The 26,038-nt window shown below is 67.0% G+C and carries 28 protein-coding genes and 1 pseudogene; 19 read left to right on the forward strand and 10 right to left on the reverse strand.

The genetic code is table 11. From position 1 onward, the window contains the following. Window positions 1–201: 201 nt before the first annotated feature. Window positions 202–681, forward strand: a complete 480-nt coding sequence (locus GAA2_RS07590; RefSeq protein ID WP_157753377.1) for a hypothetical protein — start codon at window positions 202–204, stop codon at window positions 679–681. 8 nt (window positions 682–689) lie between these two features. Here GAA2_RS07590 and GAA2_RS07595 read toward each other — a convergent pair whose 3' ends face one another. Then, complete coding sequence (locus tag GAA2_RS07595) at window positions 690–1,205, reverse strand: SRPBCC family protein (protein WP_096273692.1); 516 nt, start codon at window positions 1,203–1,205, stop codon at window positions 690–692. A gap of 183 nt (window positions 1,206–1,388) precedes the next feature. Here GAA2_RS07595 and GAA2_RS07600 point away from each other — a divergent pair, with 183 nt between their 5' ends. The 3 genes from GAA2_RS07600 to GAA2_RS07610 all read left to right on the forward strand — a co-directional run bounded on the left by GAA2_RS07600 (window position 1,389) and on the right by GAA2_RS07610 (window position 3,887). Further along, entirely contained in the window at window positions 1,389–2,324 is a 936-nt protein-coding gene (locus GAA2_RS07600; protein WP_096273694.1) for a type IV toxin-antitoxin system AbiEi family antitoxin domain-containing protein, read from the forward strand. Between the two features lie 194 nt (window positions 2,325–2,518). Next, complete coding sequence (locus GAA2_RS07605; RefSeq protein ID WP_096273697.1) at window positions 2,519–2,956, forward strand: Ltp family lipoprotein; 438 nt, start codon at window positions 2,519–2,521, stop codon at window positions 2,954–2,956. 178 nt (window positions 2,957–3,134) lie between these two features. Further along, window positions 3,135–3,887, forward strand: coding sequence for a DUF4352 domain-containing protein (locus GAA2_RS07610; RefSeq protein ID WP_191834867.1), 753 nt, complete (start codon window positions 3,135–3,137; stop codon window positions 3,885–3,887). A gap of 138 nt (window positions 3,888–4,025) precedes the next feature. On the opposite strand, the gene greA is transcribed toward GAA2_RS07610, so the two are convergent. From greA to GAA2_RS07625, 3 genes are all read right to left on the reverse strand, one after another. Continuing rightward, complete coding sequence (gene greA, locus GAA2_RS07615; RefSeq protein ID WP_006434387.1) at window positions 4,026–4,520, reverse strand: transcription elongation factor GreA; 495 nt, start codon at window positions 4,518–4,520, stop codon at window positions 4,026–4,028. Between the two features lie 129 nt (window positions 4,521–4,649). Then, window positions 4,650–5,426: a queuosine precursor transporter gene (locus tag GAA2_RS07620; protein WP_006434388.1), complete on the reverse strand. Its 777-nt coding sequence runs from the start codon at window positions 5,424–5,426 to the stop codon at window positions 4,650–4,652. Further along, window positions 5,423–5,881: a DUF4307 domain-containing protein gene (locus GAA2_RS07625; protein WP_006434389.1), complete on the reverse strand. Its 459-nt coding sequence runs from the start codon at window positions 5,879–5,881 to the stop codon at window positions 5,423–5,425. The genes GAA2_RS07620 and GAA2_RS07625 overlap by 4 nt, the downstream gene beginning before the upstream one ends. A gap of 48 nt (window positions 5,882–5,929) precedes the next feature. Between GAA2_RS07625 and mca the strand changes: the two genes are divergently transcribed. From mca to GAA2_RS07645, 4 genes are read left to right on the forward strand one after another with little or no spacing between them, the layout of a single operon-like run. Further along, a complete protein-coding gene (gene mca, locus GAA2_RS07630; RefSeq protein WP_006434390.1) occupies window positions 5,930–6,826 on the forward strand; it encodes a mycothiol conjugate amidase Mca in 897 nt (298 codons plus the stop codon). Next, the gene (locus tag GAA2_RS07635; protein ID WP_159406114.1) at window positions 6,826–7,233 is read left to right on the forward strand and encodes a hypothetical protein; all 408 of its coding nucleotides are present in this window, start codon (window positions 6,826–6,828) and stop codon (window positions 7,231–7,233) included. Before mca ends, GAA2_RS07635 begins: the two co-directional genes overlap by 1 nt. Before the next feature lie 13 nt (window positions 7,234–7,246). Then, a complete protein-coding gene (locus GAA2_RS07640; RefSeq protein WP_191834988.1) occupies window positions 7,247–9,232 on the forward strand; it encodes a thioredoxin domain-containing protein in 1,986 nt (661 codons plus the stop codon). A gap of 38 nt (window positions 9,233–9,270) precedes the next feature. After that, window positions 9,271–9,795 carry a TspO/MBR family protein gene (locus tag GAA2_RS07645; RefSeq protein WP_159406113.1) on the forward strand — a complete coding sequence of 175 codons (525 nt, stop codon included), beginning with the start codon at window positions 9,271–9,273 and terminating at the stop codon, window positions 9,793–9,795. Between the two features lie 43 nt (window positions 9,796–9,838). Here the strand turns inward: GAA2_RS07645 and rocD are convergent, their stop codons facing one another. After that, entirely contained in the window at window positions 9,839–11,053 is a 1,215-nt protein-coding gene (gene rocD, locus GAA2_RS07650; protein WP_159406112.1) for an ornithine--oxo-acid transaminase, read from the reverse strand. Between the two features lie 96 nt (window positions 11,054–11,149). Between rocD and GAA2_RS07655 the strand changes: the two genes are divergently transcribed. Both GAA2_RS07655 and GAA2_RS07660 read left to right on the forward strand, forming a co-directional pair. After that, window positions 11,150–11,596 (forward strand): Lrp/AsnC family transcriptional regulator, encoded by a 447-nt coding sequence (locus GAA2_RS07655; protein ID WP_159406111.1) that lies wholly within the window; start codon window positions 11,150–11,152, stop codon window positions 11,594–11,596. Between the two features lie 255 nt (window positions 11,597–11,851). Then, window positions 11,852–12,940, forward strand: a complete 1,089-nt coding sequence (locus tag GAA2_RS07660) for a 3-deoxy-7-phosphoheptulonate synthase (protein WP_159406110.1) — start codon at window positions 11,852–11,854, stop codon at window positions 12,938–12,940. A gap of 36 nt (window positions 12,941–12,976) precedes the next feature. Here the strand turns inward: GAA2_RS07660 and GAA2_RS07665 are convergent, their stop codons facing one another. Then, entirely contained in the window at window positions 12,977–14,611 is a 1,635-nt protein-coding gene (locus GAA2_RS07665; protein ID WP_159406109.1) for an alkaline phosphatase D family protein, read from the reverse strand. Window positions 14,612–14,824: 213 nt separating this feature from the next. Here GAA2_RS07665 and GAA2_RS07670 point away from each other — a divergent pair, with 213 nt between their 5' ends. Both GAA2_RS07670 and GAA2_RS07675 read left to right on the forward strand, forming a co-directional pair. Then, window positions 14,825–15,280, forward strand: coding sequence for an Hsp20/alpha crystallin family protein (locus GAA2_RS07670; RefSeq protein WP_159406108.1), 456 nt, complete (start codon window positions 14,825–14,827; stop codon window positions 15,278–15,280). Window positions 15,281–15,287: 7 nt separating this feature from the next. After that, window positions 15,288–15,527: pseudogene (locus GAA2_RS07675) on the forward strand (CBS domain-containing protein); the annotation flags it as partial. A 157-nt stretch (window positions 15,528–15,684) separates the two neighbouring features. Here the strand turns inward: GAA2_RS07675 and trhA are convergent. Beyond that, a complete protein-coding gene (gene trhA / locus GAA2_RS07680; protein WP_159406107.1) occupies window positions 15,685–16,359 on the reverse strand; it encodes a PAQR family membrane homeostasis protein TrhA in 675 nt (224 codons plus the stop codon). A 115-nt stretch (window positions 16,360–16,474) separates the two neighbouring features. Here trhA and GAA2_RS07685 point away from each other — a divergent pair, with 115 nt between their 5' ends. Then, window positions 16,475–17,257: an isoprenyl transferase gene (locus GAA2_RS07685; RefSeq protein WP_024497562.1), complete on the forward strand. Its 783-nt coding sequence runs from the start codon at window positions 16,475–16,477 to the stop codon at window positions 17,255–17,257. On the opposite strand, the gene GAA2_RS07690 is transcribed toward GAA2_RS07685, so the two are convergent. Next, complete coding sequence (locus GAA2_RS07690) at window positions 17,216–18,730, reverse strand: PLP-dependent aminotransferase family protein (RefSeq protein ID WP_159406106.1); 1,515 nt, start codon at window positions 18,728–18,730, stop codon at window positions 17,216–17,218. The two genes, GAA2_RS07685 and GAA2_RS07690, sit on opposite strands and share 42 nt — an antisense overlap. A gap of 106 nt (window positions 18,731–18,836) precedes the next feature. On the opposite strand from GAA2_RS07690, the gene GAA2_RS07695 reads away from it, so the two are divergent. Both GAA2_RS07695 and GAA2_RS07700 read left to right on the forward strand, forming a co-directional pair. Next, a complete protein-coding gene (locus GAA2_RS07695) occupies window positions 18,837–19,631 on the forward strand; it encodes an SDR family oxidoreductase (RefSeq protein ID WP_159406119.1) in 795 nt (264 codons plus the stop codon). Then, window positions 19,628–20,116 (forward strand): carboxymuconolactone decarboxylase family protein, encoded by a 489-nt coding sequence (locus tag GAA2_RS07700; protein WP_191834868.1) that lies wholly within the window; start codon window positions 19,628–19,630, stop codon window positions 20,114–20,116. Before GAA2_RS07695 ends, GAA2_RS07700 begins: the two co-directional genes overlap by 4 nt. A 2-nt stretch (window positions 20,117–20,118) precedes the next feature. Here GAA2_RS07700 and GAA2_RS07705 read toward each other — a convergent pair whose 3' ends face one another. Next, window positions 20,119–21,282, reverse strand: a complete 1,164-nt coding sequence (locus GAA2_RS07705; RefSeq protein WP_191834869.1) for an acyl-CoA dehydrogenase family protein — start codon at window positions 21,280–21,282, stop codon at window positions 20,119–20,121. A gap of 27 nt (window positions 21,283–21,309) precedes the next feature. On the opposite strand from GAA2_RS07705, the gene GAA2_RS07710 reads away from it, so the two are divergent. Next, a complete protein-coding gene (locus tag GAA2_RS07710) occupies window positions 21,310–21,480 on the forward strand; it encodes a hypothetical protein (protein WP_191835046.1) in 171 nt (56 codons plus the stop codon). Here GAA2_RS07710 and coaA read toward each other — a convergent pair. Continuing rightward, window positions 21,452–22,393, reverse strand: coding sequence for a type I pantothenate kinase (gene coaA, locus GAA2_RS07715; RefSeq protein ID WP_006434411.1), 942 nt, complete (start codon window positions 22,391–22,393; stop codon window positions 21,452–21,454). The genes GAA2_RS07710 and coaA overlap by 29 nt on opposite strands. A 125-nt stretch (window positions 22,394–22,518) precedes the next feature. Here coaA and GAA2_RS07720 point away from each other — a divergent pair, with 125 nt between their 5' ends. Genes GAA2_RS07720 through GAA2_RS07730 form a run of 3 tightly spaced genes read left to right on the forward strand, consistent with a single transcriptional unit; the run spans window position 22,519 to window position 26,013 of the window. After that, window positions 22,519–23,739 (forward strand): DUF885 domain-containing protein, encoded by a 1,221-nt coding sequence (locus GAA2_RS07720; protein WP_191834870.1) that lies wholly within the window; start codon window positions 22,519–22,521, stop codon window positions 23,737–23,739. 34 nt (window positions 23,740–23,773) lie between these two features. Beyond that, window positions 23,774–25,081: a serine hydroxymethyltransferase gene (gene glyA / locus GAA2_RS07725; RefSeq protein WP_269550082.1), complete on the forward strand. Its 1,308-nt coding sequence runs from the start codon at window positions 23,774–23,776 to the stop codon at window positions 25,079–25,081. Between the two features lie 59 nt (window positions 25,082–25,140). Next, window positions 25,141–26,013, forward strand: a complete 873-nt coding sequence (locus tag GAA2_RS07730) for an acyl-ACP desaturase (protein WP_006434414.1) — start codon at window positions 25,141–25,143, stop codon at window positions 26,011–26,013. Window positions 26,014–26,038 lie beyond the last annotated feature (25 nt).

The following is a 26,038-nucleotide window of genomic DNA, read 5'->3' on the forward strand; positions in this document are numbered from 1 at the left end:
AGCTGGCGGTGGCTCAGGCGTACGTGCGAGACGCTGCTCGAAGAACTCGAGTCCCTCGACGGGCCTGTCTGCCAAGAGCACCATGCGCGTCGGTCGCTGTTGGTAAACGGGATGCCGCGACTGAAGATGACGAGGGATGCGGCGGAGTATGCCACGCGGACATTGCCGTACGTGCCCCTGACGTGGGTGGAGAGGTCGGCGATGCCGGTGCTGACGGGAGCCGGCGATTCCTATGATGCCGCCGACCTCTGGGACATTCTCGACTTGGTCGAGCGCGACGACGCCGGCTTTGTGCTCTTCGAGGAGTCGGCCGGACGCCATCGCATCGACGAAACCATTGCCGGACGGGCGCACGACATGTCGATCGACGGGCTCTATTGGCATTCCGCGAACGTGGTCTTCGAAGAGCTACCAGACGAGAGGTTCGATGGGATGGTCATCCACTTACTGACCAGGGACCGGGGACTGCGCCGCGACCATGCCGCGACGCAGCGTCGTCCCTTGGTGGTCGAGGCAGAGGCCAATCTCCTGCTCTTGGCGCCGCTAGGCGTGGAGCTACAGGTGGATTCGGTTCCTGTCCGCTTGGTGGCAGCACTCATCGACGAGGTCGGGATCGACGAGTCGGTAGCCCTGCACCTGGAAGTGCTGAACGAGCAGACCCGGACCGTTTTCGCTGCGTGAATCCGCGACTACGCCGCCGACGGGAGATGCGCGAAGTACTTCAGCGTGTCCGCTTCGATCGTCTTGTACACGGTCGACGACGCCGGCCCGGAGAACGCGGTGACGGCCTTGGACTTGGTCGGCAACTCGAGTGCGAAGGTCCACCGCAGGCGACAACCGACGTCGGCGGGGTCGATCTGAGTGGCCTCACCGAAGCGGCGGATGCCCGGGACGTTGGCGCTCTTGACCCGAAATGCGTTGTGGTACCGGCCTGCTTCGGCGTCCTCGGTCCAGTGGAAGAAGTCTTCCTGGAGCGTCACGTACCCCGGACCCAGGACGGCCTTGCGGGTGGCGCCTGCGCCGTAGGGCGGCGGAGAGGTGAATTCGATCGACTTGATCGCCCGACACCAGTCGAGGGTGTTCTGGCGAGTGAACTCAGCCCATGCGCGCTGCGGCGTGACGGGCAGTCGGACGTCGATCACGTGGCGCACGGGTGCGTCGTCGAAGAAGTCGAGGTCGAAGGTCTCCAGCGAATGGGGTGCCATGCGCCCATTGAAGCATCGACGTCTCGGTCCCACAGGCGCTTCCGCGATGGGACAGGCGAACCTCAACCCGATTCCCAGACTTCGATCGAAGTCTGCCAGTCGAGTTGAGGTTCGCCGGTCAGAGTGCCGGAGAGATCCGGCCACGAAAGTGAACCAATCGCCGGCGCGCTGCGTCCAAGAGATATGACTGTCTTCCCGACCGACCCCTACGGACTCATCCGACGCGAGGCGACCCTCCGGCTGGGCATCTCCGACGACGTCGTCGCGGCGGCGGTGCGCCGGGGCGAACTCGTCAGGCTTGCTCCGGGTGTCTGCGCCATGGCGGACTCCGATCCCGAATCCAACACGAATGAGGCCGATCTCTACCGACTCAAGTCGATCGCCGTTGCCACCTCTGCTCGTGATCGGGACACATCGACGCTGAGTCATGACTCGGCGGCGGCCGTCCATGGACTGTCGCTGCTGCATCCCGAGCGTGAGGTCGTTCATCTAACCAAGACACGCGAGCGCGGTGGTTTCGTGCGCGGCCATCGCATCGTCCATGCCGGTCCGCTGTCCCCGGACCACGTCGCCTCCGTCGACGGTGTTCAGGTGACAACCCTCGAGCGCACCGCGGTCGATGTCGCCATGAATGGGGACTTCGCACAAGCTCTGGTCGTTTTCGACGGTGCCCTCGCTCGGAAAGCCGACCTCGCCACGATGACGACGATCCTCGAATCTCGTGGACGATGGCGTGGAGTGGGCACGGCACGGCGCGCCCTGTCGCTTGCCGACGCCGCGTCGGAGAGCGTCGGCGAATCATGGAGTCGGGCTCAGATGATCGTGGCCGGGCTGCCGATGCCGCGCCTGCAGCACACGTTCCAGACGAGCGAAGGGCCTGCGCGTGCCGACTTCGATTGGGAGGCAAAGCTCGTCGGTGAGTTCGACGGCCTGCATAAGTACGGCCGGTTGCTGCGTCCGGGGGACACGCCACGTGATGCGCTGATCCGAGAGAAGCGCCGCGAGGACGCCCTCCGCGCGCAGGGGATCATGGTGGTCCGCTGGACGTGGGCGACGCTCGAGCGCGGCGAGTTGGTCGGTCTGCTCCGCCCGTGGCTGGATGCGCTCGCGGCTGCGTGACCGGTGGACCTCAGTTCGACGTGCAGACGTCGGTCGAAGTCTGCACGTCGGACCGAAGTCGACGTGATTGCCGGTCAGACTGGAACCATCTGATCGGATGACACTGTGCGCCAACGTTTTTGTCGTACCCCCGTGACACCTTGCTATCAGACACGGTTCCGCTTCCCAGAACCGTGAGCAGAGAAGGAAAAACGATGAGCAACCCCCAGAAGAAGAGATGGCCGTGGGCGGCAGGCGTCCTGGCGGCGTTCGTGATGATGATCGGGGTCATGGCCGGCTTCGGCACGAGCGTCTCCCCGCAGGCATCGCCGAGCGTGCAGGCTCCCGTGATCAAGCTCGTGTCGGAGAAGTCAGACGCGGTCGCCATGGCGAGGGAGTACCTTGCGTACAGCAGTTTTTCGAAGTCTGGGCTGATCGGCCAGCTCGAGTTCGAGGGCTTCTCATACTCGGACTCGTCCGCCGCCGTCGATCAGCGCGAGGTCGACGGTGAGGTGAATTGGTATGTACAGGCAGCAAAGTCTGCCCGTCAGTACCGCGAGTATTCCCCGTTCTCCAGGCAGGGACTGATCGAACAGTTGGAATTCGAGGGATTCACCAATCAGCAGGCGGTTTACGGAGCTGACCACAGCTAGCGGAACACATCTGTTCTGTCTCTGACGGTGTTACCGATATGTCTCGGAATTGAGTGTGATCGTCGCGCATTCGCCCACGATTCCTCCGAGCATACGACGCCGCGGAACTGTCAGACCTGTTGTGCAGAATGACATTTGAGCGGGCCGCTTCCCGGTCCGCATGTGAAAGAGGAACGAAATGACCGACCCCCAGAATCCCCAGGCCGGACAGGCCTATCCGGGACAGTCCCAGCCCGGACAGGCCCCCTATCCGGGACAGCCCTATGGGCAGCCCCAGTACGGAGCTCCCGGTCCGTACGGTGCACCGCCGGCGTACCAGGCGCCGATCCAGCCGCCGAAGAAGAAGAAGTGGCCGTGGATCGTCGGCATCCTGGTCGTGCTCATTGTCATCATCGCCGCCGTATCCGGCGGTGGGGACGAGGGGACCGACAACACCGCTTCGTCGGACAACTCGAACTCGGCCGAGCAGGCGGGTTCGGGTAACGGCGATGCTGGAAACGACAAGGGCAACAAGAAGGCCGACGATCAGGCCGCCGGCCTGAACACGCCGGTGCGCGACGGCAAGTTCGAGTTCGTCGTCACCAACGTCGAGTCGGGCCTGTCGTCGGTCGGCGAAAATGAGTTCCTCACGGCGGAGGCGCAGGGACAGTTCGTGGTCGTCACCATGACGGTGCACAACACCAGCAAGGAGCCGAAGGACTTCTCGCCCACCAATCAGAAGCTCTTCGACACCGAGGGCCGCAGCTTCGAGCCCGATACCACCGCGCAGATCTACCTCGGCGGCAGCGACATTCCCGTCTGGGACAACATCAATCCGGGTAACACAGTCGAGGTCAAGGTCGTCTACGACATGCCCGTTGACGCCAAACCGGCCAGCATCGAGCTCCACGATTCGGTGTTCTCCGGCGGTGTGAAGGTTAACCTCGGCTGACCGCACCTGCGGACAGGCGAACCTCAGTCCCGACCGGCAGACGTCGACCGAAGTCTGCATGTCGAAACGAGGTTGATCAGACGAAGCGAGCCCGGGACGATGTCGTCCCGGGCTCGGCTCGTGGTCAGACGGCTGGGATCAGCTGTGGTACGGCTCCGCGCTGACGAGGGTCACCTTGATTGTCGCGCCGCTGGGCACGGAGTACTCACGCGTCTCGCCGACCTTGGCGTCGATCAGTGCGGAGCCCAGGGGCGAGCTGGGGGAGTAGGTCTCGAGCTTGCCGCCCGACGCGCCCTCTTCGCGGGTCGCGATCAGGAAGGTCTCGGAGTCCTTCTCGTCGCCGTCGTAGTAGACGGTCACGACGGAGCCGGGCAGGGCGACGCCGGACTGGGTCGGCGCCTCGCCGACCTTGGCGTTGTTCAGCAGCTCCTGGAGCTGGCGGATGCGCGCCTCCTGCTGGCCCTGCTCCTCGCGGGCAGCGTGGTAGCCACCGTTCTCCTTGAGGTCGCCCTCTTCACGTCGCTCATTGATCTCGGCAGCAATGACCGGACGATTGGCGATCAATGAGTCGAGCTCGCTCTTGAGGCGATCGTGCGACTCTTGGGTCAACCAGGTCACCTGGGTGTCGGTCATCGGTCACTCCTTCGTGTTGCCCGCGCCGCGTTGCGACTTTTTTCACCGCGCGACATTTGGACGCTAAAAATGCAGCAACACGACCCCTCGCGGAGCCGTGTATCCGACCATCTTACCAGCCGACGAGACCTATGGCACATCCGTTGTGCGGGCGGTTGCCGCGTCGAGTGCTTCCTGATAGGTGGGCTCGGCTCGTTTCAGCCATCCGACAACGAAATACGTCACCGGCATGATGACGATCTCGACCATTGTCTTCCAGACAAACCCGACAACGGTGTAGTTGACGAAGTCCCCCCACGTGGAGATACCCAGTGCAGATGCGGCGATCGAACAGAAGACGAGGGTGTCCGCGAATTCGCCGACGACGGTCGATCCCAAAAGGCGCGCCCACAAATGTCGCTCACCGGCGCGCTCTTTCATTTTGACCAACACGAATGAATTCAGGAACTCGCCCACCACATATCCGGCAAGTCCGGCAAGTAGGAATTGTGGAACGACGCCGGCGACGGTTTCGAAAGCCTCTTGGCCTTCGTAGAAATCGGCGGCGGGGAGCTGAATCGTCAGCCAGAAACACAACGACGCGAGAACGAGGACGGCGAAACCGGCCAGGATCGTGCGGCGCATCGCGCGGAACCCGTACACCTCACTGATCACGTCGCCCAGGACGTAGGCGAGCGGGAACAGGAAGAACGCGCCGTCGGTGACGAGGCCCTGCATGTGGATGGGGCCGAGGTCGACGTCGAGCCAGTCGTCGAACAGCACGACACCCTTCGTGCCGGTGACGTTGCTGATCAGCATCACGCCGACGAACAGCCCGACGAGCAGCGGGAAGTAGCGGCTACCGATTGCGGCGAACGCCGCGCGGGGTGCCGGTGTCTCGCCTGGTCTGGCCTGCCGGGTGCTCACGACTCGGGCTGCAGGTAGGCGGGCACGTTGACGGTGCAACCGAAGACCTCACCGATCACCGGGGGTTTGGAGGTGGTGACCTCGGTGCGGACACCGATCCGCTCGGCGGAGTCGGCCGGGATCAGGATCTCGCGGCGCCCGGTCTCGCTGCCGTCCTTCGATCGTCCACGCACCACACAGGCGGCGGGCTTGCTCGGGTCGGAGCGGTCGACGGTGAACTGCACGGCGACGGTGTTGCTGTCGAGGATCTCGTAGCCGGTGGCCTCGCCGGACACGTCGGCGGTGCCGAACTTGCTGTACCCGATCGCCGCCAGCGTGACGCCGGCCACCACGACGAGTATCGACAGCGCGACGAACCAGCGCCGACGGGTCTGAGCGGTCGCGGAATGCTCCGGGTAGGTCGCGCGCGGGCCGCTGCGAGGGCGCTCTGCGGCGCCCCCATCCGAACTGTTCACGCGTCAATACCTACCATGGGACGAGTAGCGATCCGAAGGTGAGGAACTGTGACCGAAACCCACGCCGACGACCCGCAGCCGGGTGTGTTCCGTCTGATGGCGGTCCACGCGCACCCCGACGATGAGTCGAGCAAGGGTGCGGCCACGTCCGCCAAATATGCGGCCGAGGGCAATGAGGTGCTCGTCGTCACCCTGACCGGTGGCGAGCGGGGCGACATCCTGAATCCGGCGATGGACCGTCCCGGCATCAAAGAGCGGATGTCCGAGGTCCGCCGCGAGGAGATGGCCAAAGCCGCCGAGGCACTCGGCGTGAAGCAGACCTGGCTGGGTTTCGTCGACTCGGGGCTGCCCGAGGGCGACCCGCTGCCGCCGCTGCCGGAGGGCTCGTTCGCGACCGTACCGCTCGAGGAGGCCACGGAGGCACTCGTCCGCGTCGTCCGGGAGTTCCGTCCGCATGTGATGATCACCTACGACGAGCACGGTGGATATCCGCACCCCGATCACATCCGCTGCCACGAGGTGTCGCTGGCGGCCTACGACCAGGCCGGGGAACCCGACGCGTTCCCCGGAACCGGTGAACCGTGGACGGTGTCGAAGATCTACTACACGCACGGGTTCATCCGCGATCGCATGGTCCTTTTCTCCGACGAGTTCGCGCGTCACGGCCAGGAGAGTCCGTTCGCCGAGTGGCTCAGCAAGTGGGATCCCAGTCGCGGTGACCTGATGGGCCGGGTGACCACCCAGGTGGAATGCGCCAAGTACTTCCCACAGCGTGACGATGCGCTGCGGGCCCATGCGACGCAGATCGACCCCAACGGCATGTTCTTCGCCGTACCGCTGGAGTGGCAGCAGCGACTGTGGCCGACCGAAGAGTTCGAGCTGGCCAAGACGCGCGTGAAGACGGCCCTGCCCGAAACCGATCTGTTCGCCGGAATCGAGGCGTGATGAACATCGACATCGTGAACAACGTGGACTTCGTGAACACCGTGATGGTCGTCGCGGCGGAGGAGCCGCAGGGACCGGAATTCGGCAAGTCGTCCCCTCTGGGACTGCTCGTCATCCTGGTGTTGCTGGTCGGGACCGCGTTCCTGATCTGGTCGATGGGCCGTCAGCTCAAGAAGCTGCCCGAGTCCTTCGACACCGAGCACCCGGAAGCGGATCAGGCGTTCGACGAGGGCACCGATCCCTCCGGTCCGATCGCCGCTGCCTCGGCGCACGTCGACGCTGCACCCGACGGCGCCGTAACCGATGGCGCCGTAACCGATGGCGCAGCACCCGACGACGCCGCACCCGGCGACCAGGACGCGACGAGCACGGCCGGGACCGATGAGCGACGACCGGCGGACACCTGACGGGTCGTCGAACATGCTGGGCTCGGCGACGAGCCCATATCTCCGGCAGCACGCCGACAATCCCGTGCACTGGCAGGAGTGGTCCGACGCCGCGCTGAGCCGGGCACGCGACCGCGATGTGCCGGTCCTGTTGTCGGTCGGCTACGCGGCCTGCCACTGGTGTCATGTGATGGCACACGAGTCCTTCGAGGACGAGACCACCGCGGCCCAGATGAACCGTGACTTCGTCTGCATCAAGGTCGACCGGGAGGAACGTCCCGACATCGACGCCATCTACATGGCTGCCACCGTCGCGATGACCGGGCAGGGGGGCTGGCCCATGACCTGCTTCCTGACCCCCGATGGCGACCCGTTCTACACCGGCACCTACTACCCACCCCGTCCGCGCGGGCAGATGCCGTCGTTCCGGCAGGTGTTGACCGCGGTCACCGAGGCGTGGACCCAGCGACGCGCCGACCTCGACGACACCGCCGCGAAGGTGCGCGAACACATTGTGGTGAACACCTCACCGCTACCCGCGGGAACCGTTCCGGTCGACGACCGGCTGCTGGCACACGGTGTCCGCACGGTGCTGGACGAGGAAGACCGTGAGCGCGGCGGTTTCGGCGGCGCACCCAAGTTCCCGCCCTCGGCTCTTCTCGAAGCGCTGATCCGGCACACCGAACGCACCGGCGACGCCGCCGCGCTCGATGCCGCCGCCCGGACCATGCACGCGATGGGTCGCGGCGGCATCTACGACCAACTCGGCGGGGGCTTCGCCCGCTACTCGGTCGACGCCGGCTGGGTCGTGCCCCATTTCGAGAAGATGCTCTACGACAACGCACAGCTCTTACGTGCCTACGCGCATCTCGCGCGGCGGACCGGAGATCCGCTCGCGCACCGCGTCGTCGAGGAAACGGTGACGTTCCTCCGACGGGATCTCCGGGTGCCGGGCGGGTTCGCCTCGTCGCTCGACGCCGATGCCGGCGGGGTGGAGGGCTCCACGTATGTGTGGACTCCGGACGAATTCGTCGAGGTGCTCGGGCCGGAGGCGGGACGTTGGGCCGCCGAGCTGTTCGTCGTGACCGATCAGGGCACTTTCGAACACGGGCGTTCGACGCTGCAGCTCCCGGCGGATCCGGAGGACCGCGACCGCCTCGACGCCGTGCGCGCCGCGCTGTTCGACGCCCGGGCGAGACGTGTCCAGCCCACCCGCGACGACAAGGTCGTCACCGCGTGGAACGCGATGACGATCACCGCGCTCGCCGAGGCGGGCGCCGGGCTGGGCGAGACCGGCTTCGTCGACGACGCGGTCCGCTGCGCCGATGAGTTGCTGCGCGGCCATCTGGTCGGTGGTCGGCTTCAGCGTTCGTCGCTCGGCGGTGCCGTGGGGGCCGACGGCGGACTCGACGACCATGCGGCCTTGAGTACGGCTCTCCTGACACTGTTCCAGGTCACCGGCGAGACCCGTTGGCTCGGAGCAGGATTGGGGTTGCTCGACACCGCGATCGAACTCTTCGCCGACCCGGAGGCGCCCGGCGCCTGGTTCGACGCCACGGGCGAAGGGCTCATCGCCCGTCCTCGCGATCCGATCGACGGCGCCACTCCGTCGGGTGCGTCGCTGATGGCCGAGGCGCTGCTGACCGCGTCGATGCTCGCCGACCCGGAGAGGGCGGTCGGCTATGCAGAACTGTTGGAACACAGTCTGTCCCGTGCCTCGGTGATCGTCGCCAAGCTTCCGCGATCGGCCGGGCACTGGATGTCGGTGATGTCGGCGCGGGTCGCCGGCCCGCTGCAGATCGCCGTCGCGCAGGGTCCGACGTCGGATCAGTCGCTGACCAGAGCGTCCTGGGCGCATGTCCCCGGCGGCGCGGTCGTCGTCGCCGGTGAAGTGGATTCACATCCGCTGCTGGTCGCCCGCGGACCGGTCGGCGGACGCGACGCAGCCTACGTGTGCCGGGGAACGGTGTGCGGGCTTCCGGTCACGGACGAGGAATCACTCGCCGCGCAGTTCAGGTGAAGCAGGTGTCGGATACCGCGTGACGGGTACTCGTGGCCATGCGCATCTCCACCCTGACCGGGACCTCACTCGCCACCGCCGCGGCCGGTGCCATCGGCAGCATCGTGACCAGGCCGGCGGTCGAGACCTGGTATCCGCGGCTGAAGAAACCTTCCTTCGTCCCGCCCGCCTGGGTGTTCCCGGTGGCCTGGACCGCCCTCTACACCGACATCGCGGTCACCTCGGCGGTCGCGATCGACGGCTTGGACGAATCCGCCGCAGGCGCAACGACGGGCGACGCGAAGAACGACACGAAACAGGCGTGCCTCGCCGCGCTCGGCGCCAACCTCGCGCTCAATGGGGCGTGGAGCTGGATCTACTTCGGTAAGGGGGCGCTGGGCACTGCGTCGGTGGCCGCAGCAGTCCTCACGGTCAGCAGCGCTTACCTCGCCCGACGCACCGGTGCCGTGAATGCGCCGGCCGGGGCTGCCCTCGCTGCCTACCCGGCCTGGTGTGCGTTCGCCACGGTGCTGTCCACGTCGACGTGGTGGCTCAACCGCGACCGCAGGCTCGCGTCACGCTGACCCGTCCGCCCTCATCCGGTCAGCACGGCATCCGTTCAGCACTTCAGCCGTGCAGCACTTCCGCGAATCGGTCGACCGCCCAATCGATCTCCGGCACCGTGATGACGAGCGGAGGGGCGAGGCGCAGCGTCGAACCGTGGGTGTCCTTGGCCAGGACGCCGCCCTCGGCGAGGCGTAGGCAGAAGTCCTTGCCGGTGCCGAGTGCTGGATCGAGATCGATTCCCGCCCAGAGTCCGAGACCGCGGGTCGCGACGACACCGTGGCCGATGAATTCACCGAGGCGCGTGTGCATGTGGTTGCCGAGGTCGGTGGCGCGTCGCTGCCAGGTGCCTTCGGCGAGCATGTCGACGACGGTGTGACCGATCGCCGCGGCGAGTGGGTTCCCGCCGAACGTCGAGCCGTGCTGTCCGGGGTGCAGGACCCCGAGGATGTCGGTGTTCGCGACGACCGCGCTCACCGGCACGATCCCGCCGCCCAGCGCCTTGCCCAGCAGATAGACGTCGGGTTCGACGCCCCAGTGTTCGAGGGCGAAGGTCCGCCCCGTGCGGCCGAGGCCCGACTGGATCTCGTCGGCGATCAACAGCACGTCGGCGGCGGTGCAGAGTGCGCGTACTCGCGGCAGATAGTCGTCGGGCGGCACGATGATCCCGGCCTCACCCTGGACGGGCTCGACCAGGACACCGACGGTCGTCTCGTCGATCGCAGCGGCGAGTGACTCCACGTCGCCGAAGGGGACGCGTACGAAACCCGGTGTGTACGGGCCGAATCCGTTGCGCGCGTCGGGGTCGTCGCTGAAGGAGATGATCGTCGTGGTGCGGCCGTGGAAGTTGCCGCCGGCGACGATGATCGTGGCGCGGCCGTCGGGCACGCCCTTGACGTCGTATCCCCATTTGCGGGCGACCTTGATCGCCGATTCGACGGCTTCGGCGCCGGTGTTCATGGGCAGCACCATCTCCTTGCCGCACAACTCGGCAAGTGCGGCGCAGAACGGTTCGAGTCGGTCCGAGCGGAACGCGCGACTGGTGAGGGTGACCCGGTCGATCTGCTCGAGTGCTGCCGCGACGATCCGCGGATGCCGGTGTCCGAAGTTGACCGCCGAATAGGCGCCGAGGCAGTCGAGGTGACGCTTGCCGTGGACATCGGTGATCCAGGCGCCTTCGGCGCTGGCCGCGGTCACCGGGATCGGCGAGTAGTTGTGTGCCACATGCGGTTCCACATCGTGGTCGGGAGGTTTCACGTCGTGGGGCATCAGCGTCATGAATCGAGGGTATCGTCGGACTCTGGTGCAAACAATCGCCGTGAATTGCGTATGGGCGCAACAAATCGCCGCGAATTTCCGGAAAGGGGGCCTCTGTTGCGACACCTCGACGATCTCGATGAAAAGGTGCTTGCCTGCCTCACCCGCGACGCGCGGGCGACCTATGCCCAGATCGGCGACGAGGTCGGACTCTCGGCGCCCGCGGTCAAGCGGCGCGTCGACCGTCTCCTCGACGACGGGGTGATCCGGGGGTTCACCGCGATCGTCGATCCACACGCCATGCAATGGACCACGGAGGCCTATGTGCAGGTGTATTGCCGCGGCAACATCTCACCCGAGGAGCTCAAGGCGTCGTGGGAACCGATCCCCGAGGTCGTCAGCGCGGCGACCATCTCGGGTCAGGCCGACGCCATCCTTCGGGTTCGCGCCCGCGATGTGCGGCACCTCGAGCAGGCGCTCGAGCGCATCCGGGCTGCCGGTCCGGTGGACAGGTCCGAATCGATCATCGTGCTCAGTGAACTGATCGACCGTGGCCACCCCTGACACCCATGGCCATCCGTAGGAGGGCCCTGTGCTAGTGTTGTCGCCGTGATCAGCACCGTGCGCGCCTATTGGCGCTTTATCGAGGCTCCGGGTGGGGCCACGATGAAGCGCTGACCAAGCGCGCGCACGTAACACCCGGAGCCCGAGCAGCGACCATACGGTCGCTGCTCTTGTCGTTTTGAGCGGGGCTCCACCACTGAGAAGGCGTGCCCCGGATTGACCACCGACAGGGCATGACCTCGAAAGGCACACATCGTGACCACACTCCCGGATCTCTCGACGCGTACGGCCGAGCAAACCGAATCGACCTCCGATCGTCGGATCAAGTCCTTCCGTCCGATTCCGTCGCCGGACACCGTCCGCAGCGAGCTGCCGCTGACCGCACGGCGTGCGCTCGCGGTTGCGCGGGACCGCGACGAGATCGCCGACATCCTCGCCGGCCGCGACGAGCGCCTGCTCGTCATCGTCGGACCGTGCTCGGTCCATGATCCGATCGCCGCGATCGACTACGCCCGTCGTCTGGCACCGCTGGCCGAGGCCTACTCCGATCGCCTGAAGATCGTCATGCGGGTCTACTTCGAGAAGCCGCGCACCACGGTCGGCTGGAAGGGTCTCATCAACGACCCCGGCATGGACAACACCTTCGACGTGGAACGTGGCTTGCGGACCGCTCGATCACTGCTACTCGACATCATCGACCTCGGACTGCCCGTCGGCTGTGAGTTCCTCGAGCCGACGAGCCCGCAGTACATCGCCGACGCCGTCGCCTGGGGTGCGATCGGCGCACGCACCACCGAATCCCAGGTGCACCGCCAGCTCGCCTCGGGCCTGTCGATGCCGATCGGCTTCAAGAACGGCACCGACGGCAACGTCCAGGTCGCCATCGACGGGGTGAACGCCGCTGCGGCCGAACATGTCTTCTTCGGAGTCGACGACTTCGGCAACGGCGCGGTCGTCGAGACCGCCGGCAACGAGGACTGCCACATCATCCTTCGGGGCGGTACCCGCGGACCCAATTTCGACGCCGAGTCGATCGCGTCGGCCGCCGAGGCCCTCGAGAAGGCGGGCCTCCCGGCACGGGTGATGATCGACTGCTCGCACGCCAACTCCGGTAAGGACCACATCCGCCAGGCGGAGGTCGCCACCGAGATCGCGGCGACCCTGCGTGCCGCCCGGGAGGCCGGTGCGGTGTCGAACATCAGCGGCGTGATGCTGGAGAGCTTCCTCGAGCCCGGCGCCCAGTCGACGGACGCGACCCCGCTGGTGTACGGCAAGTCGGTCACCGACAAGTGCATGGGCTGGGAGGCCAGCGCCACCGTCCTCGACGTACTCGCGCGCGCCTGACCCTTCGATACGCCCCTCCGCAAGCTCCGGGGCTACTCAGGGAGCGGATTGGCCTACGTCGACCGCGGCGGTCGCGTCGGGAATGGTGACGACGGCGCGGCGTCGCAGCGAGCCGCGTGGTGATCGCACCGACGCTGCCACGCGGAACTCGGCCTCCCAACGGTCGTGCTGTATGCGGTTGAGCAGGTAGCCGCGCTGGGAGTTGCCGAACCGCACATGCGGCGAGGCGGCCTTCAACTGGCGGTCGCTGCCGTCGCTGTCCTCGCCGTCGCCGCCGGACGTGATCGACGTCGTGGCGAGTTCGACTCCGCGGGTGAGGGAGGCGTCGGCATAGTCGGTCCGTAGGTCGGCGACGACGCTCCGGTGGATGTCGCCGGCAAGGGACACCAGGTTTCGTACGCCGCGGTGTGCCGCCCCGTCGAGGATGCGACGTCGCGATGACTCGTAGCCGCTCCACCCGTCCATGCTGACCGCCCGGGATTCGCCGCGGGCCAGGTCGGCCATCGGGACCTGCTGGGCGAGGACATCCCATCGAACGCGACTCGACGCCAGGCCGTCGAGGAGCCAGCGTTCCTGCCGCGGACCGAGGATCGTCCGCGACGGGTCCGCGGTTCGGGCGTTCTGCGGGCAGTCGTTGTCCCCGTTCACCTGATCGCTGCGGTGGCTGCGGGTGTCGAGGAGGTTGATCTCCGCGAGGTCGCCGAAGGTGAGGCGCCGGTGCGCGCGGATGAAGGTGCCGTCAGGTCGTGCGGTGGTCCGCACCGGGGTGTTCTCCCACCACGCCCGCAGCGCTCCGGCGCGGCGGACGGCGAATTCCGAGAGGGCTGTCTTGTCCTCGGGAATCGTTGCGGCCCAGTTGTTGTCGACCTCATGATCGTCGAAGGAGATCACGAACGGCGACGCCGCATGAGCCTGCTGCAGGTCGGGGTCGGTCTTGTAGAGGGCGTACCGTTCCCGATAGTCGTCGAGACCGACGGCCTCGCGTGCCGCCGACACCGGTCGCGCCGCACCGCGGCGGGCGTCACCCGGGATCGGCTTCTCGTAGATGTAGTCACCCAGGTGCAGCACCAGATCCGGTGCGTGCGCGGCCATGTCGGCGAAGGCATGGTAGTAACCGTCCGCCCAGTTCTGGCAGGACGCCACCGCGATGGACAAGGCGCTGACGCGGGCGTGGGGAGCCGGGGCGGTGCGGGTCCGCCCGACCGGGGAGATCTCGCCGAGGGCACGAAAACGGTAGAAGTAATCGGCCGCGGGGGCGAGGCCACGCACGTCGATGTGGATGCTGTGACCCCACTCCGCGGTGGCGTGGGCGGCCCCGCGTCGGACGACTCGCGTCATCGACTCGTCCGCGGCGATCTCCCACTCGACGCGCACCGGACGTGAACCCATCCCGCCCAGTCGGGCGAACGGATTGCGCACCAGCCTCGTCCACAGCACGACGCCGTCCGGCAGCGGATCGCCGGAGGCGACTCCGAGGGAGAACACGCCGGCTGAATGCGCCGGGGAGGTCGCAGCAGGAGGAGCTCCGCCCAGCAGTCCCGGGGTGAAGGCCAGTCCCGTCACGAGTCCGGCCCAGGAGAGGAACCGGCGTCGGGAGGTGCCTGCCCGAAGGGTGAGGTCGGGGTTGCAGTGGAGTGTGGCCGGCGGTGTACCGGCCGGGGTTCCCGGCATGGCCTCAGCCGACCAGGACCACCTGACGTGGACGCCACCGAGAGGCGGCGGCAACGTGATGTTCGCGTGAAGAGAAGGCGAGGTGAAGAAGGCGAGGGTGGGACTGAGTCAGCAGTCCTTCGATGGATGACGGTTGGCCCTACCGCAACGTACTGATTCGGCATGCAATCAAGAGGTCAGTCATCTCGAATTGCCCTGTTTCCGGAGGTAGTCATGAGTATTCGATCAGCCCGCCGTCCCAACCCCTCGTGGCCGGCGCTGCCGGATTGGTCCGATCTGATGTCCCGATTCGAGTCCATGCCTCCATGGGGCTCCGGGGCAGGACGTCTGATCCGCGTCGAGGAACACCTCGATGAGGGCAAGTACACCCTGCGTGCCGAACTGCCCGGTATGGACCCGGACAAGAACTTCGACATCAGCGTCCGTGACGGGCGGTTGACGATCAAGGCAGAACGCGAGGAGCGCAGCGAAGAAGGCACCCGGACGGAGTTCCACTACGGGAGTTTCTATCGCTCCGTGCCGCTGCCCGAAGGTGCGAAGGAGGACGACATCGACGCGACCTATACCGACGGCATCCTCACCGTGACGATGCCGGTGAGCGAAGCGCCGTCTCCCGAGAAGCGGATCGAGATCAAGAGGAGCCCCGCCGAGGGTGGCGAGGGCAACTGACGGTGTAACGCCGATGACGGCGAGCGATCTGGCACAGGGCACTACCTACCATGTCGATGCCGGCGCGGAGGTCGAGCAGGTGATGCACATGATGGAGGAACACCAGATCCGACGTGTCCCCGTACTCGAGGAACATCGTCTGGTGGGCATGATCAGCGAAGCCGATATCGCACGTCACCTACCGGAGAACGCGGTCGGGTCGTTTGTCGAAGCCATCTGCGCACCGACCGTGCGGCCCTCTTCCTGAACCGGCCGTCCGGTCGTCGTGGAAACCCGGGGGGAGGTGAGGAGGATGGTCGATCAGATGATGCATATGTGTCACCACCTGATGATGTGGATGCACGGCATGGGGATGATGCCGCCGATGAACATGCACATGTGACCTGCTGAGCCGGCCGGGAATGCTAGGACGTGACGACCAGCCAGGCGGCGGTGTAGTGCAGCAGTGCCGCGATCGCGGTGCACAGATGGAACACCTCGTGGTGGCCGAACGTGCGCGGCCACGGGTCGGGCCAGCGGGCGGCATACAGCACGCCGCCGAGACTGTAGAGCACTCCGCCGAGCGCCAGCAGGATCATGACGAGGTAGCCGGTCTGGGCGACGAGTGCGGGAGCGACCACGACGATGACCCAGCCGAGCAGGATGTAGAGCGTGACGCCCAGCCAGCGGGGAGCGCCCGGCCACAGGATCTTCAGCAGTGATCCGCCGAGCGCGCCCGCCCACACGATGCCGAGCACCCACCAGCTGGCCGGGGACGGTAGCCCGAGGGCGCAGAACGGTGTGTAAGTGCCGGCGATGAACAGAAAGATCATCGCGTGATCGGCGCGCTTCATCCGGATGCGCGCCCGCGCCGTCTTCCACGGGATTCGGTGGTAGGTGGCACTGACGGTGAACAGCCCGACCACGGTGACGGCGTACACCGCGCAGGTCAGCGCGGCGACGGCACCGTCGAGGATCGCGGCCCCGATGACCAGCGCGAGGCCGGCGACCGCTGCCACATACGCGGAGTAGTGGTGGATCACGCCGCGAAGACGGGGGCGATCGTTCACGTCCAGGGGCGGGCTCGGCAGTGTGTTCACAAAACCTACGGTACCGTAAGTTACTCGTCTGTAGGGATGGCTGCGGACGTCGGCGGGGTCATCCTGCTCGCACCCCGACGCGTAAGGTGTCCCACGTGACACGAGGCCGCGAAGGATGAAGCTGCTGCCGGATCGGGTGCGCCGACCAGTTCTCACCATCTACGAACGTCGACTCATCCAACTCCTCGACACCCAACGCCTACCGCGGCATGTCGCGATCATCTGCGACGGCAACCGGCGCTGGGCGCGCGAGGCCGGATTCGAGGACGTCAGCCACGGACATCGGGTGGGTGCCCAGCGGATCGCCGACATGCTCGGCTGGTGTGCGGGTCTGGGCATCGAGGCCGTCACCATCTATCTGCTCTCCACCGAGAACCTGAACCGGTCGTCGGACGAACTCGACGCACTGCTGGAGATCGTGCCCGACATCGTCGACGAGATCTCCTCGCCGGACGGGGACTGGTGCATCCGCATCGTCGGCACGCTCGACGCCCTGCCGGACGCCGTCGGCCGGCGGCTGCGGGCCGCAGCCGAGCGCACCTCCGAACGGAACGGCATGAACGTGAACGTCGCCGTCGGGTACGGCGGCCGGCAGGAGATCGTCGACGCGGTGCGAGCGCTGCTCGACGAACAGCGTGCCGCCGGGGCGACGCCGGAGGAGATGATCGAGGCGGTCACCGTCGAGGCGATCGACGCGAACCTCTACACCAAGGGACAGCCCGATCCCGACCTGGTGATCCGGACCTCCGGAGAACAGCGACTGTCGGGATTCCTGTTGTGGCAGAGCGCATATTCGGAGATCTGGTTCACCGACGCATACTGGCCCGAGTTCCGCCGCGTCGATTTCCTCCGTGCGCTACGGGACTACTCGGCGCGCAGCAGGCGATACGGCAAGTAGGTCGCGCAGCGCCTGAAGGTCGGTCGTGAAGGTCGACGCCGCGGGAGTTCCGAATCCGACGACCAGGCCGCCGTTGGGCAGCGGGTCGGCGTCGGGATGGCGGAACAACGACAGCCCGACGACCCCGATCCCGCGTTCGAATGCCTGGTGGACCAGGGTGTGCTCGTCCGCGTGGCCGACGGGGACGACCGCGTGCAGTCCGGCCGCGATCCCGGGTACATCGAATCCGCTCGCGCTGACCGCGTCGACGAGTGCGTCGCGGCGCTGTCGATAGAACTGCCGGCTCCGGCGGATGTGTCGGTCGTAGGCGCCGGAGTCGATCAGGTCCGCGAGGATCAGCTGATCGACGATGCTCGCATCCGGTTCACGTAGTCCTTTGGCGCCCAGCACGATGTCCACCAGCCTCGGTGGCAGGGCGAGCCAGCCGGCGCGGACGGCAGGGGAGAGGCTCTTGCTCATCGACCCCGCATGGATGACGACATCCGGACCGAGCGCCTGCAGTGCGCCGACGGGGTCACGGTCATAACGGAATTCGCCGTCGTAGTCGTCCTCGACGATGATCGCACCGGTGCGACGCGCCCACTCGATGACCTGCATGCGTCGTGCCGGGGACAGGGCGACCCCGGTCGGGAACTGATGGCTCGGGGACAGCAGGACCGCCGAGGCGTCGCTGCGCTCGAGTTCGTCGATCACCATGCCCTCGTCGTCGACGGGGATCGGGATCACCCGGGTGCCGCCGCGCTCGACCGCCTGCCAGTGGAAGGGCAGGCCGTGGCTCTCGACCGCGAGTTCGTCTCCGAACACGTTGCGCGACAGCAACTCCAGTGCGGACTGTACCGCGGTGCCGAGCACGATCCGGTCGGCGCTCGTACGAACACCGCGGGTGCGGCTCAGGTATCCGCTCAGGGCGCGGCGGAGTTCCGGTCGGCCCTGCGGGTGTGACGGAGCGAAGGCCTCGTCGCCGACATCGGTGAGTACCCGACGGGTGGCGCGGATCCAGTCGGTCCGCGGGAACATGCTCGCGCACGGTTGACCGAGCGAGAAATCGTGCGGCAATCGGAAAGTGGTGGGCGTCGCGGGTTCCTCGCCGACGATCTGGGTGTCGGTGGGGTTCATGGCGGTGTCGGGGTGTGCCGCGCCGTCGGCCACCCGCGTGGACGAGCCCTGGCGAGCGGTCAACCAGCCCTCGGCGATCAACTCCTGGTACACGGTCGACACCGTACCGCGGGCCAGTCCGAGGTCGGCAGCAAGTGAACGATAGGGCGGCAGTGCGGTGCCGGCGGGCAGGCGTCCGTCGAGAATGGCCGAGCGCAACGCCTCCGTGAGTGTTCGACGCAGCGTCGCACCCCGGCCGCGGGCACTCGCCTCGGGGTCCGGCTGCAGGTCGAGAAACAGGTCGGCGCCGAGCCGCGCGGCGACCTCCGCCCAGGGATCGGGAGGGGCGACGCTCGGATTGACTCCGGTTTCTTCCATCGGATTGGACCACTTTCTTGTGCTAATCCCGAACTAGCGTAAGTCCTGAACAGGTGAACAGGTGAACAGACACACAGAGGCCGACGATGTCGGCGAGGAGGGCGAGATGAAGATCGTGGTGGTCGGAGCGAGCGGAGAACTGGGTAGCCGGGTTGCGGACATCCTCGCCGAGCGCGGCAACGAGGTGATACGGGCGAACCGGGGGACCGGGGTCGATGCCTACACCGGTGATGGCCTGGCTCAGGCGCTGTCCGGGGCCGACACGGTGGTCGATTGCCTCAGCCTCGAGACGCTGAGTGCGAAGAAGGCCGTCGACTTCTTCCGGACGACGGCGCACAACATCGGCAGGGCCGCCACCGCAGCCGCGGTCGGGCACGTTGTCGTCGTCTCCATCGTCAACGCCGACGATCCGGCGGTGAACGCGAAATTCGGTTACTACCAAGGCAAAGCGGCCCAGGAGGCCGCCTACCGCGATGTCGTCGACCCGGCGTCGCTGACCATCCTGGCCTCGGTGCAGTGGTTCGAACTCGCCGAACAGATGATGGGGAGAATGGCTTTCGGCCCCGTCGCGGTCGTACCGAAGATGTGGTGCCGTCCCGCGGCCGCGGGGGATGTGGCGAAGGTGGTCGTGGACACGGCAACCGCGGCGCCTGTCCCCGCGAATGGGGGCGGGGTCCGCAAGATCGAGGTGGCCGGGCCCGCCGAGATGAGTCTCGTCGAGGTGGCGAAAGCCGTTGCGGCAAGGCGGGGATCGCCACGCTGGGTTCTCGGGGCGCCCGTCGGTGGGCCGGCGATCCGCGGCGGGGGACTGGTGCCGGCGAACCCCGACGTGGTCACCCCGACCACACTCGAGCAATGGCTGGCCCGCCGCGCCGACGCTTCCGCGGGCAGTGCGCGATGAGTGTTCGCACGCGCCCGTCGACACGCATGTGGATTCCGCGGGACAATCCCGCCGTCTACAAGGCGCTGGTCGCCCTGCAGCGCGCGTCGTCGGCGGGTGTCGACGCCGAGATCGGCGAGCTGATCTCGATGCGGGTGTCGCAGCTGAACGGCTGCGCCTACTGCTTGCACATGCACGCGGGGGACGCGCTGGCCGCGCAGATCGACCCGCACAAGTTGCTGATGCTTCCGGCATGGCGTGAGGCCGGGCCGGTCTTCGACGCACGCGAACGCGCGGTCCTCGCGCTCGCCGAACAGCTGACACTGCTCGGCGACCGTGCGGTCACCGACGACGTATTCGACGACGTGCGAGTGCATTTCGGAGCCGTCGAGACCGGTCAGCTCGTGGCCGCGATCGCGATGATCAACACCTGGAACCGGATCGCGATCGCCGGCGGCTACCCGGCCGGGCTCGACGAGCGGCGTGCGTCGGTGACCGTCGGCTGACGCTAAACCATGGCGAACGGGGAGATCTCCATGCCGATCTCGAGAGATGCCGCGATCTCCCGGATCTCGTCGTAATCGAAGACGACGTGACCGGCCAGGACGTCGACGTCTCGGCGTGCACGCTGCATCGGGTGGTCGAGAAAGTGCACACTGGCACCCGAAGCCTCGAGCAGGGTGCCGATCACCGCTCTCGACTCGTGCACGATCCGGGCTGCGGCGAGGCGTGCCTGCGCACGCGTGCGGATGTCGATGGTCTCTCCGGCAGCCAGCATTCCGTCGATGGTCGTGGTGGTCTCCGCGAGCAGACCACGGAGGGCGTGTAGTCGGATTCGCGCGTCTCCCAGCCGAATTCGGGACGCAGGCTTGTCCTTCTGCTTGACCATCTGGTATGCGAGGACCCGTTCGGAGAGTCGTGCCGCGTACAGGTCGGCGACCCGTTCGGCCGTACCCAGCGCGGGCATCGCGGCCAGCAGCGCGAGGGCAGGCACCATCGGCCAGCGATACGAGTAGTTGTCGTGCAGCGATGCGCCAGGTGTCTTGCCTGCGTACAGATCCCGGACCCGGACGGTGCGATGGGCGGGTACGAAGGCGTTCTCGATCACCACGTCGTTCGAACCGGTCGCCCGCATGCCGTCGGTGTGCCAGACGTCGTCGACTCGTGCGTCGCTGATCGGCAACAGCGCGAGGATCGCGTCCGGTCGGTCGCCGGTGACGATGGCGCCCACCATCACCCAGTTGGCCGCCATGATCCCGGTGGCCCACGACCAGCGTCCGGATACCGAGAAACCGGCACCCCGGGGCTCCGCGGTGCCGGTCGGCGCCAGCGGTGCCGGTGCGAGGTACGGGCGATCGGCGAACGCCTCCTTCTGTGCCTCCTCGCCGAACAGTGCGGTGATCCAGCCGTGCAGCGTGTAGAAACCCAGCGTCCAGGCACTCGACGTGCATCCGTGTGCCAGGCGTCGGACGTGGTCGAGGATCTCGGGGAAGGGTGCTTCGAGTCCGCCGAACCGGTTGGGGATCAACAGATCCAACAGGCCGGAGTCGGTCGCGTCCCGGATCGTCTCGGCGGGCAGTTGCCGTAGGTCCTCTGCGCGACCGGCGCGCTCGGCCAGTGCGGCGATGAATTCGTCGGTGATCGTGACCGTTCCGGCTGTCGGGGAGTCCACGGGCCGAAACGTAACATACGAAAAAGTATGGGAGGCCTGGACCGGAAGACCGCATCGATCCGGGCCACCTGGATCTTCGCGATGGGTATCGGTGCCCTGCACCTGTCCAACAGCGAAGCGGACCGGGCGTCCACCGGCCGCAACAGCGCCGAGCTGGTGGACCTGATGCTCACAGCTTCCGCAGGCGCACTCGGTTGATGGAGTGGTCGACGTCCTTGCGGAGGACCAGCGAGGCCCGTGGCCGGGTGGGCAGGATGTTCTCGATCAGGTTCGGCCGGTTGATGGAGGTCCACAGGTCCCGGGCCGCGGCCGTCGCCTGCTTGTCGGTGAGCGAGGCGTAGGCGTGGAAGTGGGAGTCCGGGTTGGCGAAGGAGGTGGTCCGCATCTGCAGGAACCGGGAGATGTACCACTCCTCGATGTCCTCGATCCTGGCGTCGACGTAGATGGAGAAGTCGAAGAGATCCGACACCATCAGGGTCGGGCCGGTCTGCAGGACGTTGAGCCCCTCGAGGATGAGGATGTCGGGCTGCCGCACATAGTGATAGACGTTCGGCACGATGTCGTAGGCGAGGTGGGAGTACACCGGCGCGGCGACCTCGCGAGCACCCGACTTCACCTCGGTCACGAACCTGAGCAGCGCGCGCCGGTCGTAAGATTCGGGAAAACCCTTGCGGTGCAAGATGCCCCGACGCTGCATCTCCGCCGTCGGGAGCAGGAAGCCGTCGGTGGTGATGAGGTCGACCTTCGGATGTGACTCCCACCGGGCGAGCAGGGCCGCGAGCACGCGCGCGGTCGTCGACTTGCCGACGGCGACACTGCCCGCGATGCCGATGACGAACGGGACCTGTCGGTTGACCTGGCGTTCGCCGAGAAAGGTCGAGGTGGCCGCGAACAGTCGTTGGCGCGCAGCGACTTGCAGGTGGATCAGACGTGACAGGGGAAGGTAGACGTCGGCGACCTCGTCGAGGTCTATCTGCTCACCGAGACCCACGAGCTCGGCGAGCTCGGACTCGTTCAGTACGAGGGGCATCGACTCACGCAGTTCGCGCCACTGCCGGCGGTCGAGTTCCAGGTACAGGCTGGGGTCCCGATCACTGGCATTGCGGGCCATCAGCGCTGCTCCGGGGTCGTGGTACGCGCGGCTGCCCGGGTCGTCATGCGTAACAGCTTAGGGCCCACCCCTGGCTGCGACGCGGTGGGTCCACGCGGTGAGTCTGCTCGCGGTAACGTGCCGGTATGCCGGCCGACCACGCGAACCCCGACCTCGTCACCGACTACCTGCGGCTGGGGCTGGCGTTCGATCGGCTCGAAGAAGGCTTCGTCGACGCGTTCACCGGCGACCCGGCGGTGCGCGCCGAGATCGCCAACGGACCCGCACCCGACCCGGCGCAGCTGGCCGCACAGGCGCGAGCCCTGCGCGCCGACCTCCCCGGTGATCTCCCCGCGGACCGGGCGGAATTCATCGGTGCCCACCTGCGCGCGCTCGAATGTTCGGCACGTAAGTTCGCCGGCGACGACGTCTCGTTCGTCGATGAGGTCAGCGCCTATTTCGACGTCGACATCGCCCTCGCCGACGCCGACCGTTACCGGCAGGCCCACACGGAACTGGCCGAGGCGCTCGGCATCGGCGACGCCACCGGTACCGAGCTGCGCGACGCCTACGCCGCGCATCGTCGTGCCGACGAGATCCCCGCCGAGAAGGTCGACGAATGCGTCCGGGCGTTCAGTGGTGCCCTCCGGGAACGTGTACGCGCGCAATACCCGTTGCCGGACAACGAGATCGTCGACTTCGAGGTCGTCACCGACAAACCGTGGTCGGGGTTCAACTACTACCTCGGCGACTACCGGTCCCGGGTCGCGATCAACGTCGACCTCACGCAGCACATGTCGTCGCTTCCGCACCTGATCGCTCACGAGGCCTACCCCGGCCACCACACCGAGCACTGCCGCAAGGAACAGTTGCTCGTCGGCGCCGGCCAGTACGAGCAGTCGATCTTCCTCGTCAACACCCCGCAGTGCCTCATGGCCGAGGGACTCGCCGACCACGCCCTGACCGCCATCATGGGCAAGGACTGGGGGTTCTGGGCACAGGAGATCTACGCCGACCTCGGTCTGCGCTTCGACGCCGACCGGGCGATGCGCATCGGACGCGCCACCTCCGGACTCCTGACCGTCCGACAGGATGCGGCCCTGATGCTGCACGACCAGCACGCCGGCGCCGACTCCGTGGCCGACTTCCTCCAGACGTGGTTGCTCGCGCCGCCCGAGCGGACCCGCCAGATGCTGCGGTTCCTCACCTCGCCGCTGTGGCGTGCATACATCAGCACCTACGTCGAGGGTTACCAGCTGCTCGAGAGCTGGCTCGACGCCGCCGGCGACCGCGCCGCGGCCTTCGGGCGGTTGCTCGACGAACCTCTCATCCCGGCGAGCCTGCGGCGTGAGCTGGTGCCGGGTTAGGGGATGAGTAGGGGGGCTCCCTAGACTTGACGACATGACCGCGAACTCGTCATCCGTGAACTCGATGTCCCTGGCGGAGCTCGACCCCGACGTCGCCGCCGCGATGAACGGCGAACTCAGCCGTCAGCGGGACACTCTCGAGATGATCGCCTCGGAGAACTTCGTGCCGCGCGCGGTGCTGCAGGCGCAGGGCAGCGTGCTCACCAACAAGTACGCCGAGGGTTACCCGGGACGCCGCTACTACGGCGGCTGTGAGTACGTCGACGTGGTCGAGGACATCGCCCGCAACCGTGCCAAGGAACTGTTCGGCGCCGACTTCGCCAACGTCCAGCCCCACTCGGGTGCGCAGGCCAACGCGGCCGTGCTGCAGGCCCTGATGGAGCCGGGGGAGACCATGCTCGGTCTCGACCTCGCCCACGGCGGTCACCTCACGCACGGCATGCGACTCAACTTCTCCGGCAAGCTCTACGAGAACGCCTTCTACGGCGTGAGCAAGGAGGACTTCCGCATCGACATGGACGAGGTGCGCAAGATCGCCCTCGACGTCAAGCCGAAGGTCATCGTCGCCGGCTGGTCCGCCTACCCGCGCACCCTCGACTTCGAGGCGTTCCGCTCGATCGCCGACGAGGTCGGCGCCCACCTCTGGGTCGACATGGCGCACTTCGCCGGACTCGTCGCCGCCGGTCTGCACCCGTCGCCGGTCCCGCACGCCGACGTCGTCAGCTCGACCGTGCACAAGACACTCGGCGGCCCCCGCTCCGGCATCATCCTCGCCAAGCAGGAATGGGCCAAGAAGCTCAACTCGGCGGTGTTCCCCGGCCAGCAGGGTGGGCCACTCATGCATGCGATCGCCGGCAAGGCCGTCGCACTGAAGATCGCCGGCACCGAGGAATTCGCCGACCGTCAGCGTCGCACCCTCTCCGGTGCGAAGCTCCTCGCCGACCGCCTCACCGGTGAAGACGTCGCCAAGGCAGGCGTGTCGGTCCTGACCGGCGGCACCGATGTCCATCTCGTGCTCGTCGACCTGCGCAACAGCGACCTCGACGGACAGCAGGCCGAGGATCTGCTCCACCAGGTCGGCATCACCGTCAACCGCAATGCGGTGCCGTTCGACCCGCGCCCGCCGATGGTCACCTCGGGTCTTCGCATCGGAACGCCCGCGCTGGCCACCCGTGGCTTCGGCGACGAGCAGTTCGTCGAGGTCGCCGACATCATCGCCACGGCGCTCGCCGCCGGTTCGTCGGCCGACGTCTCGACGCTGCGCGGCCGTGTCTCGAAGCTCGCCCTCGACTTCCCGCTCTACGAGGGACTCGAGGAGTGGGGGCTGATGAGTCGGATCTGACTCGGCTCGGATCTGACCTGGATTGCCCACCTTCGAGCGGGCTCCGTATCCTTGCAGCGATGAACGCACTCACTGAAGACGACCTGATCATCGCGCTCGAGAAGGCTCTTCCCGAGATCGCGGAAGACCACCAGTCGGCCGCCAGCCCGTGGAACCCGCACGACTGGGTGCCGTGGGACGACGGACGCAACTTCGCGTTTCTCGGCGGAGACGACTTCGACCCGTCGCAGGCCACGCTGTCCGACGAGGCACGTGCCGGGCTGCTGGCGCTCCTCCTCACCAAGGACAACCTGCCGTCCTACCACCGCGTGCTGGCGAAGCACTTCCCGGCCTTCTCCGAATGGCGTCAGCTGATCGGCGTGTGGACCGCGGAGGACAACAGGCACTCCATCGTGCTGCGCGACTACCTCGTCGTGCGCCGCGCGATCGACCCGGTGGACGCCGAGGACCGGCGACTCGTCCACGTCACCAAGGGCTACCGGCAGACCCCGGAGCAGGTCGATCCGCTCGGCCCGCTGGATGTGCTCGCATTGATGGCCGTGCACGAGAACCAGTGCGTCAGCTTCATCAAGCGGATGTCGGCGGTCGCCGCCGACGACGTCCTGGTGCAGATCCTCGCCAAGATCTCGGCCGACGACCAGCAGCAGGCCAACACCTTCGGTGCGTTCCTCAACGCCGGCATCGTCGCCGATCAGGACGCCACCGTCATCGCGATCGACTCCGCGCTGGCGGTGGGCCGGGCCGAGGCCATCGGTCACGACATCGATGATTTCGAGGCCGAGCGCGCACTGATCGCCGACTACGAGAACTCCGACACCTGGCGGGACATCGCCGCCACCCTCGCCGACGCGGTCAAGCTCGACTCCGTGGAGGGGCTGGGCGAGGAGGCCGAGGCGGCGCGCCAGCGCATCCTCTCGCGCGCTCGCGGCTAGACGCGGCCCACCGCTCCCAGAACTC

It is taken from the genome of Gordonia ajococcus (assembly GCF_012974285.1).
GTDB classification, from domain to species: Bacteria; Actinomycetota; Actinomycetes; order Mycobacteriales; family Mycobacteriaceae; genus Gordonia; species Gordonia amicalis.

Bases quoted from the DNA above. Each gene is read 5' to 3' on its own strand.
- GAA2_RS07595 (WP_096273692.1), bottom strand. From the start codon at position 1,205: ATGGCACCCCATTCGCTGGAGACCTTCGACCTCGACTTCTTCGACGAC.
- GAA2_RS07670 (WP_159406108.1), top strand. From the start codon at position 14,825: ATGAGTATTCGATCAGCCCGCCGTCCCAACCCCTCGTGGCCGGCGCTG.
- coaA (WP_006434411.1), bottom strand. From the start codon at position 22,393: ATGGCCCGCAATGCCAGTGATCGGGACCCCAGCCTGTACCTGGAACTC.
- GAA2_RS07710 (WP_191835046.1), top strand. From the start codon at position 21,310: ATGGGAGGCCTGGACCGGAAGACCGCATCGATCCGGGCCACCTGGATC.
- GAA2_RS07685 (WP_024497562.1), top strand. From the start codon at position 16,475: ATGAAGCTGCTGCCGGATCGGGTGCGCCGACCAGTTCTCACCATCTAC.
- GAA2_RS07640 (WP_191834988.1), top strand. From the start codon at position 7,247: ATGCTGGGCTCGGCGACGAGCCCATATCTCCGGCAGCACGCCGACAAT.
- greA (WP_006434387.1), bottom strand. From the start codon at position 4,520: ATGACCGACACCCAGGTGACCTGGTTGACCCAAGAGTCGCACGATCGC.
- GAA2_RS07695 (WP_159406119.1), top strand. From the start codon at position 18,837: ATGAAGATCGTGGTGGTCGGAGCGAGCGGAGAACTGGGTAGCCGGGTT.
- GAA2_RS07635 (WP_159406114.1), top strand. From the start codon at position 6,826: ATGAACATCGACATCGTGAACAACGTGGACTTCGTGAACACCGTGATG.
- GAA2_RS07645 (WP_159406113.1), top strand. From the start codon at position 9,271: ATGCGCATCTCCACCCTGACCGGGACCTCACTCGCCACCGCCGCGGCC.
- glyA (WP_269550082.1), top strand. From the start codon at position 23,774: ATGACCGCGAACTCGTCATCCGTGAACTCGATGTCCCTGGCGGAGCTC.
- GAA2_RS07730 (WP_006434414.1), top strand. From the start codon at position 25,141: ATGAACGCACTCACTGAAGACGACCTGATCATCGCGCTCGAGAAGGCT.
- rocD (WP_159406112.1), bottom strand. From the start codon at position 11,053: ATGACGCTGATGCCCCACGACGTGAAACCTCCCGACCACGATGTGGAA.
- GAA2_RS07610 (WP_191834867.1), top strand. From the start codon at position 3,135: ATGACCGACCCCCAGAATCCCCAGGCCGGACAGGCCTATCCGGGACAG.
- GAA2_RS07700 (WP_191834868.1), top strand. From the start codon at position 19,628: ATGAGTGTTCGCACGCGCCCGTCGACACGCATGTGGATTCCGCGGGAC.
- GAA2_RS07590 (WP_157753377.1), top strand. From the start codon at position 202: ATGCCGGTGCTGACGGGAGCCGGCGATTCCTATGATGCCGCCGACCTC.
- GAA2_RS07665 (WP_159406109.1), bottom strand. From the start codon at position 14,611: ATGCCGGGAACCCCGGCCGGTACACCGCCGGCCACACTCCACTGCAAC.
- GAA2_RS07690 (WP_159406106.1), bottom strand. From the start codon at position 18,730: ATGGAAGAAACCGGAGTCAATCCGAGCGTCGCCCCTCCCGATCCCTGG.
- GAA2_RS07605 (WP_096273697.1), top strand. From the start codon at position 2,519: ATGAGCAACCCCCAGAAGAAGAGATGGCCGTGGGCGGCAGGCGTCCTG.
- GAA2_RS07720 (WP_191834870.1), top strand. From the start codon at position 22,519: ATGCCGGCCGACCACGCGAACCCCGACCTCGTCACCGACTACCTGCGG.
- GAA2_RS07600 (WP_096273694.1), top strand. From the start codon at position 1,389: ATGACTGTCTTCCCGACCGACCCCTACGGACTCATCCGACGCGAGGCG.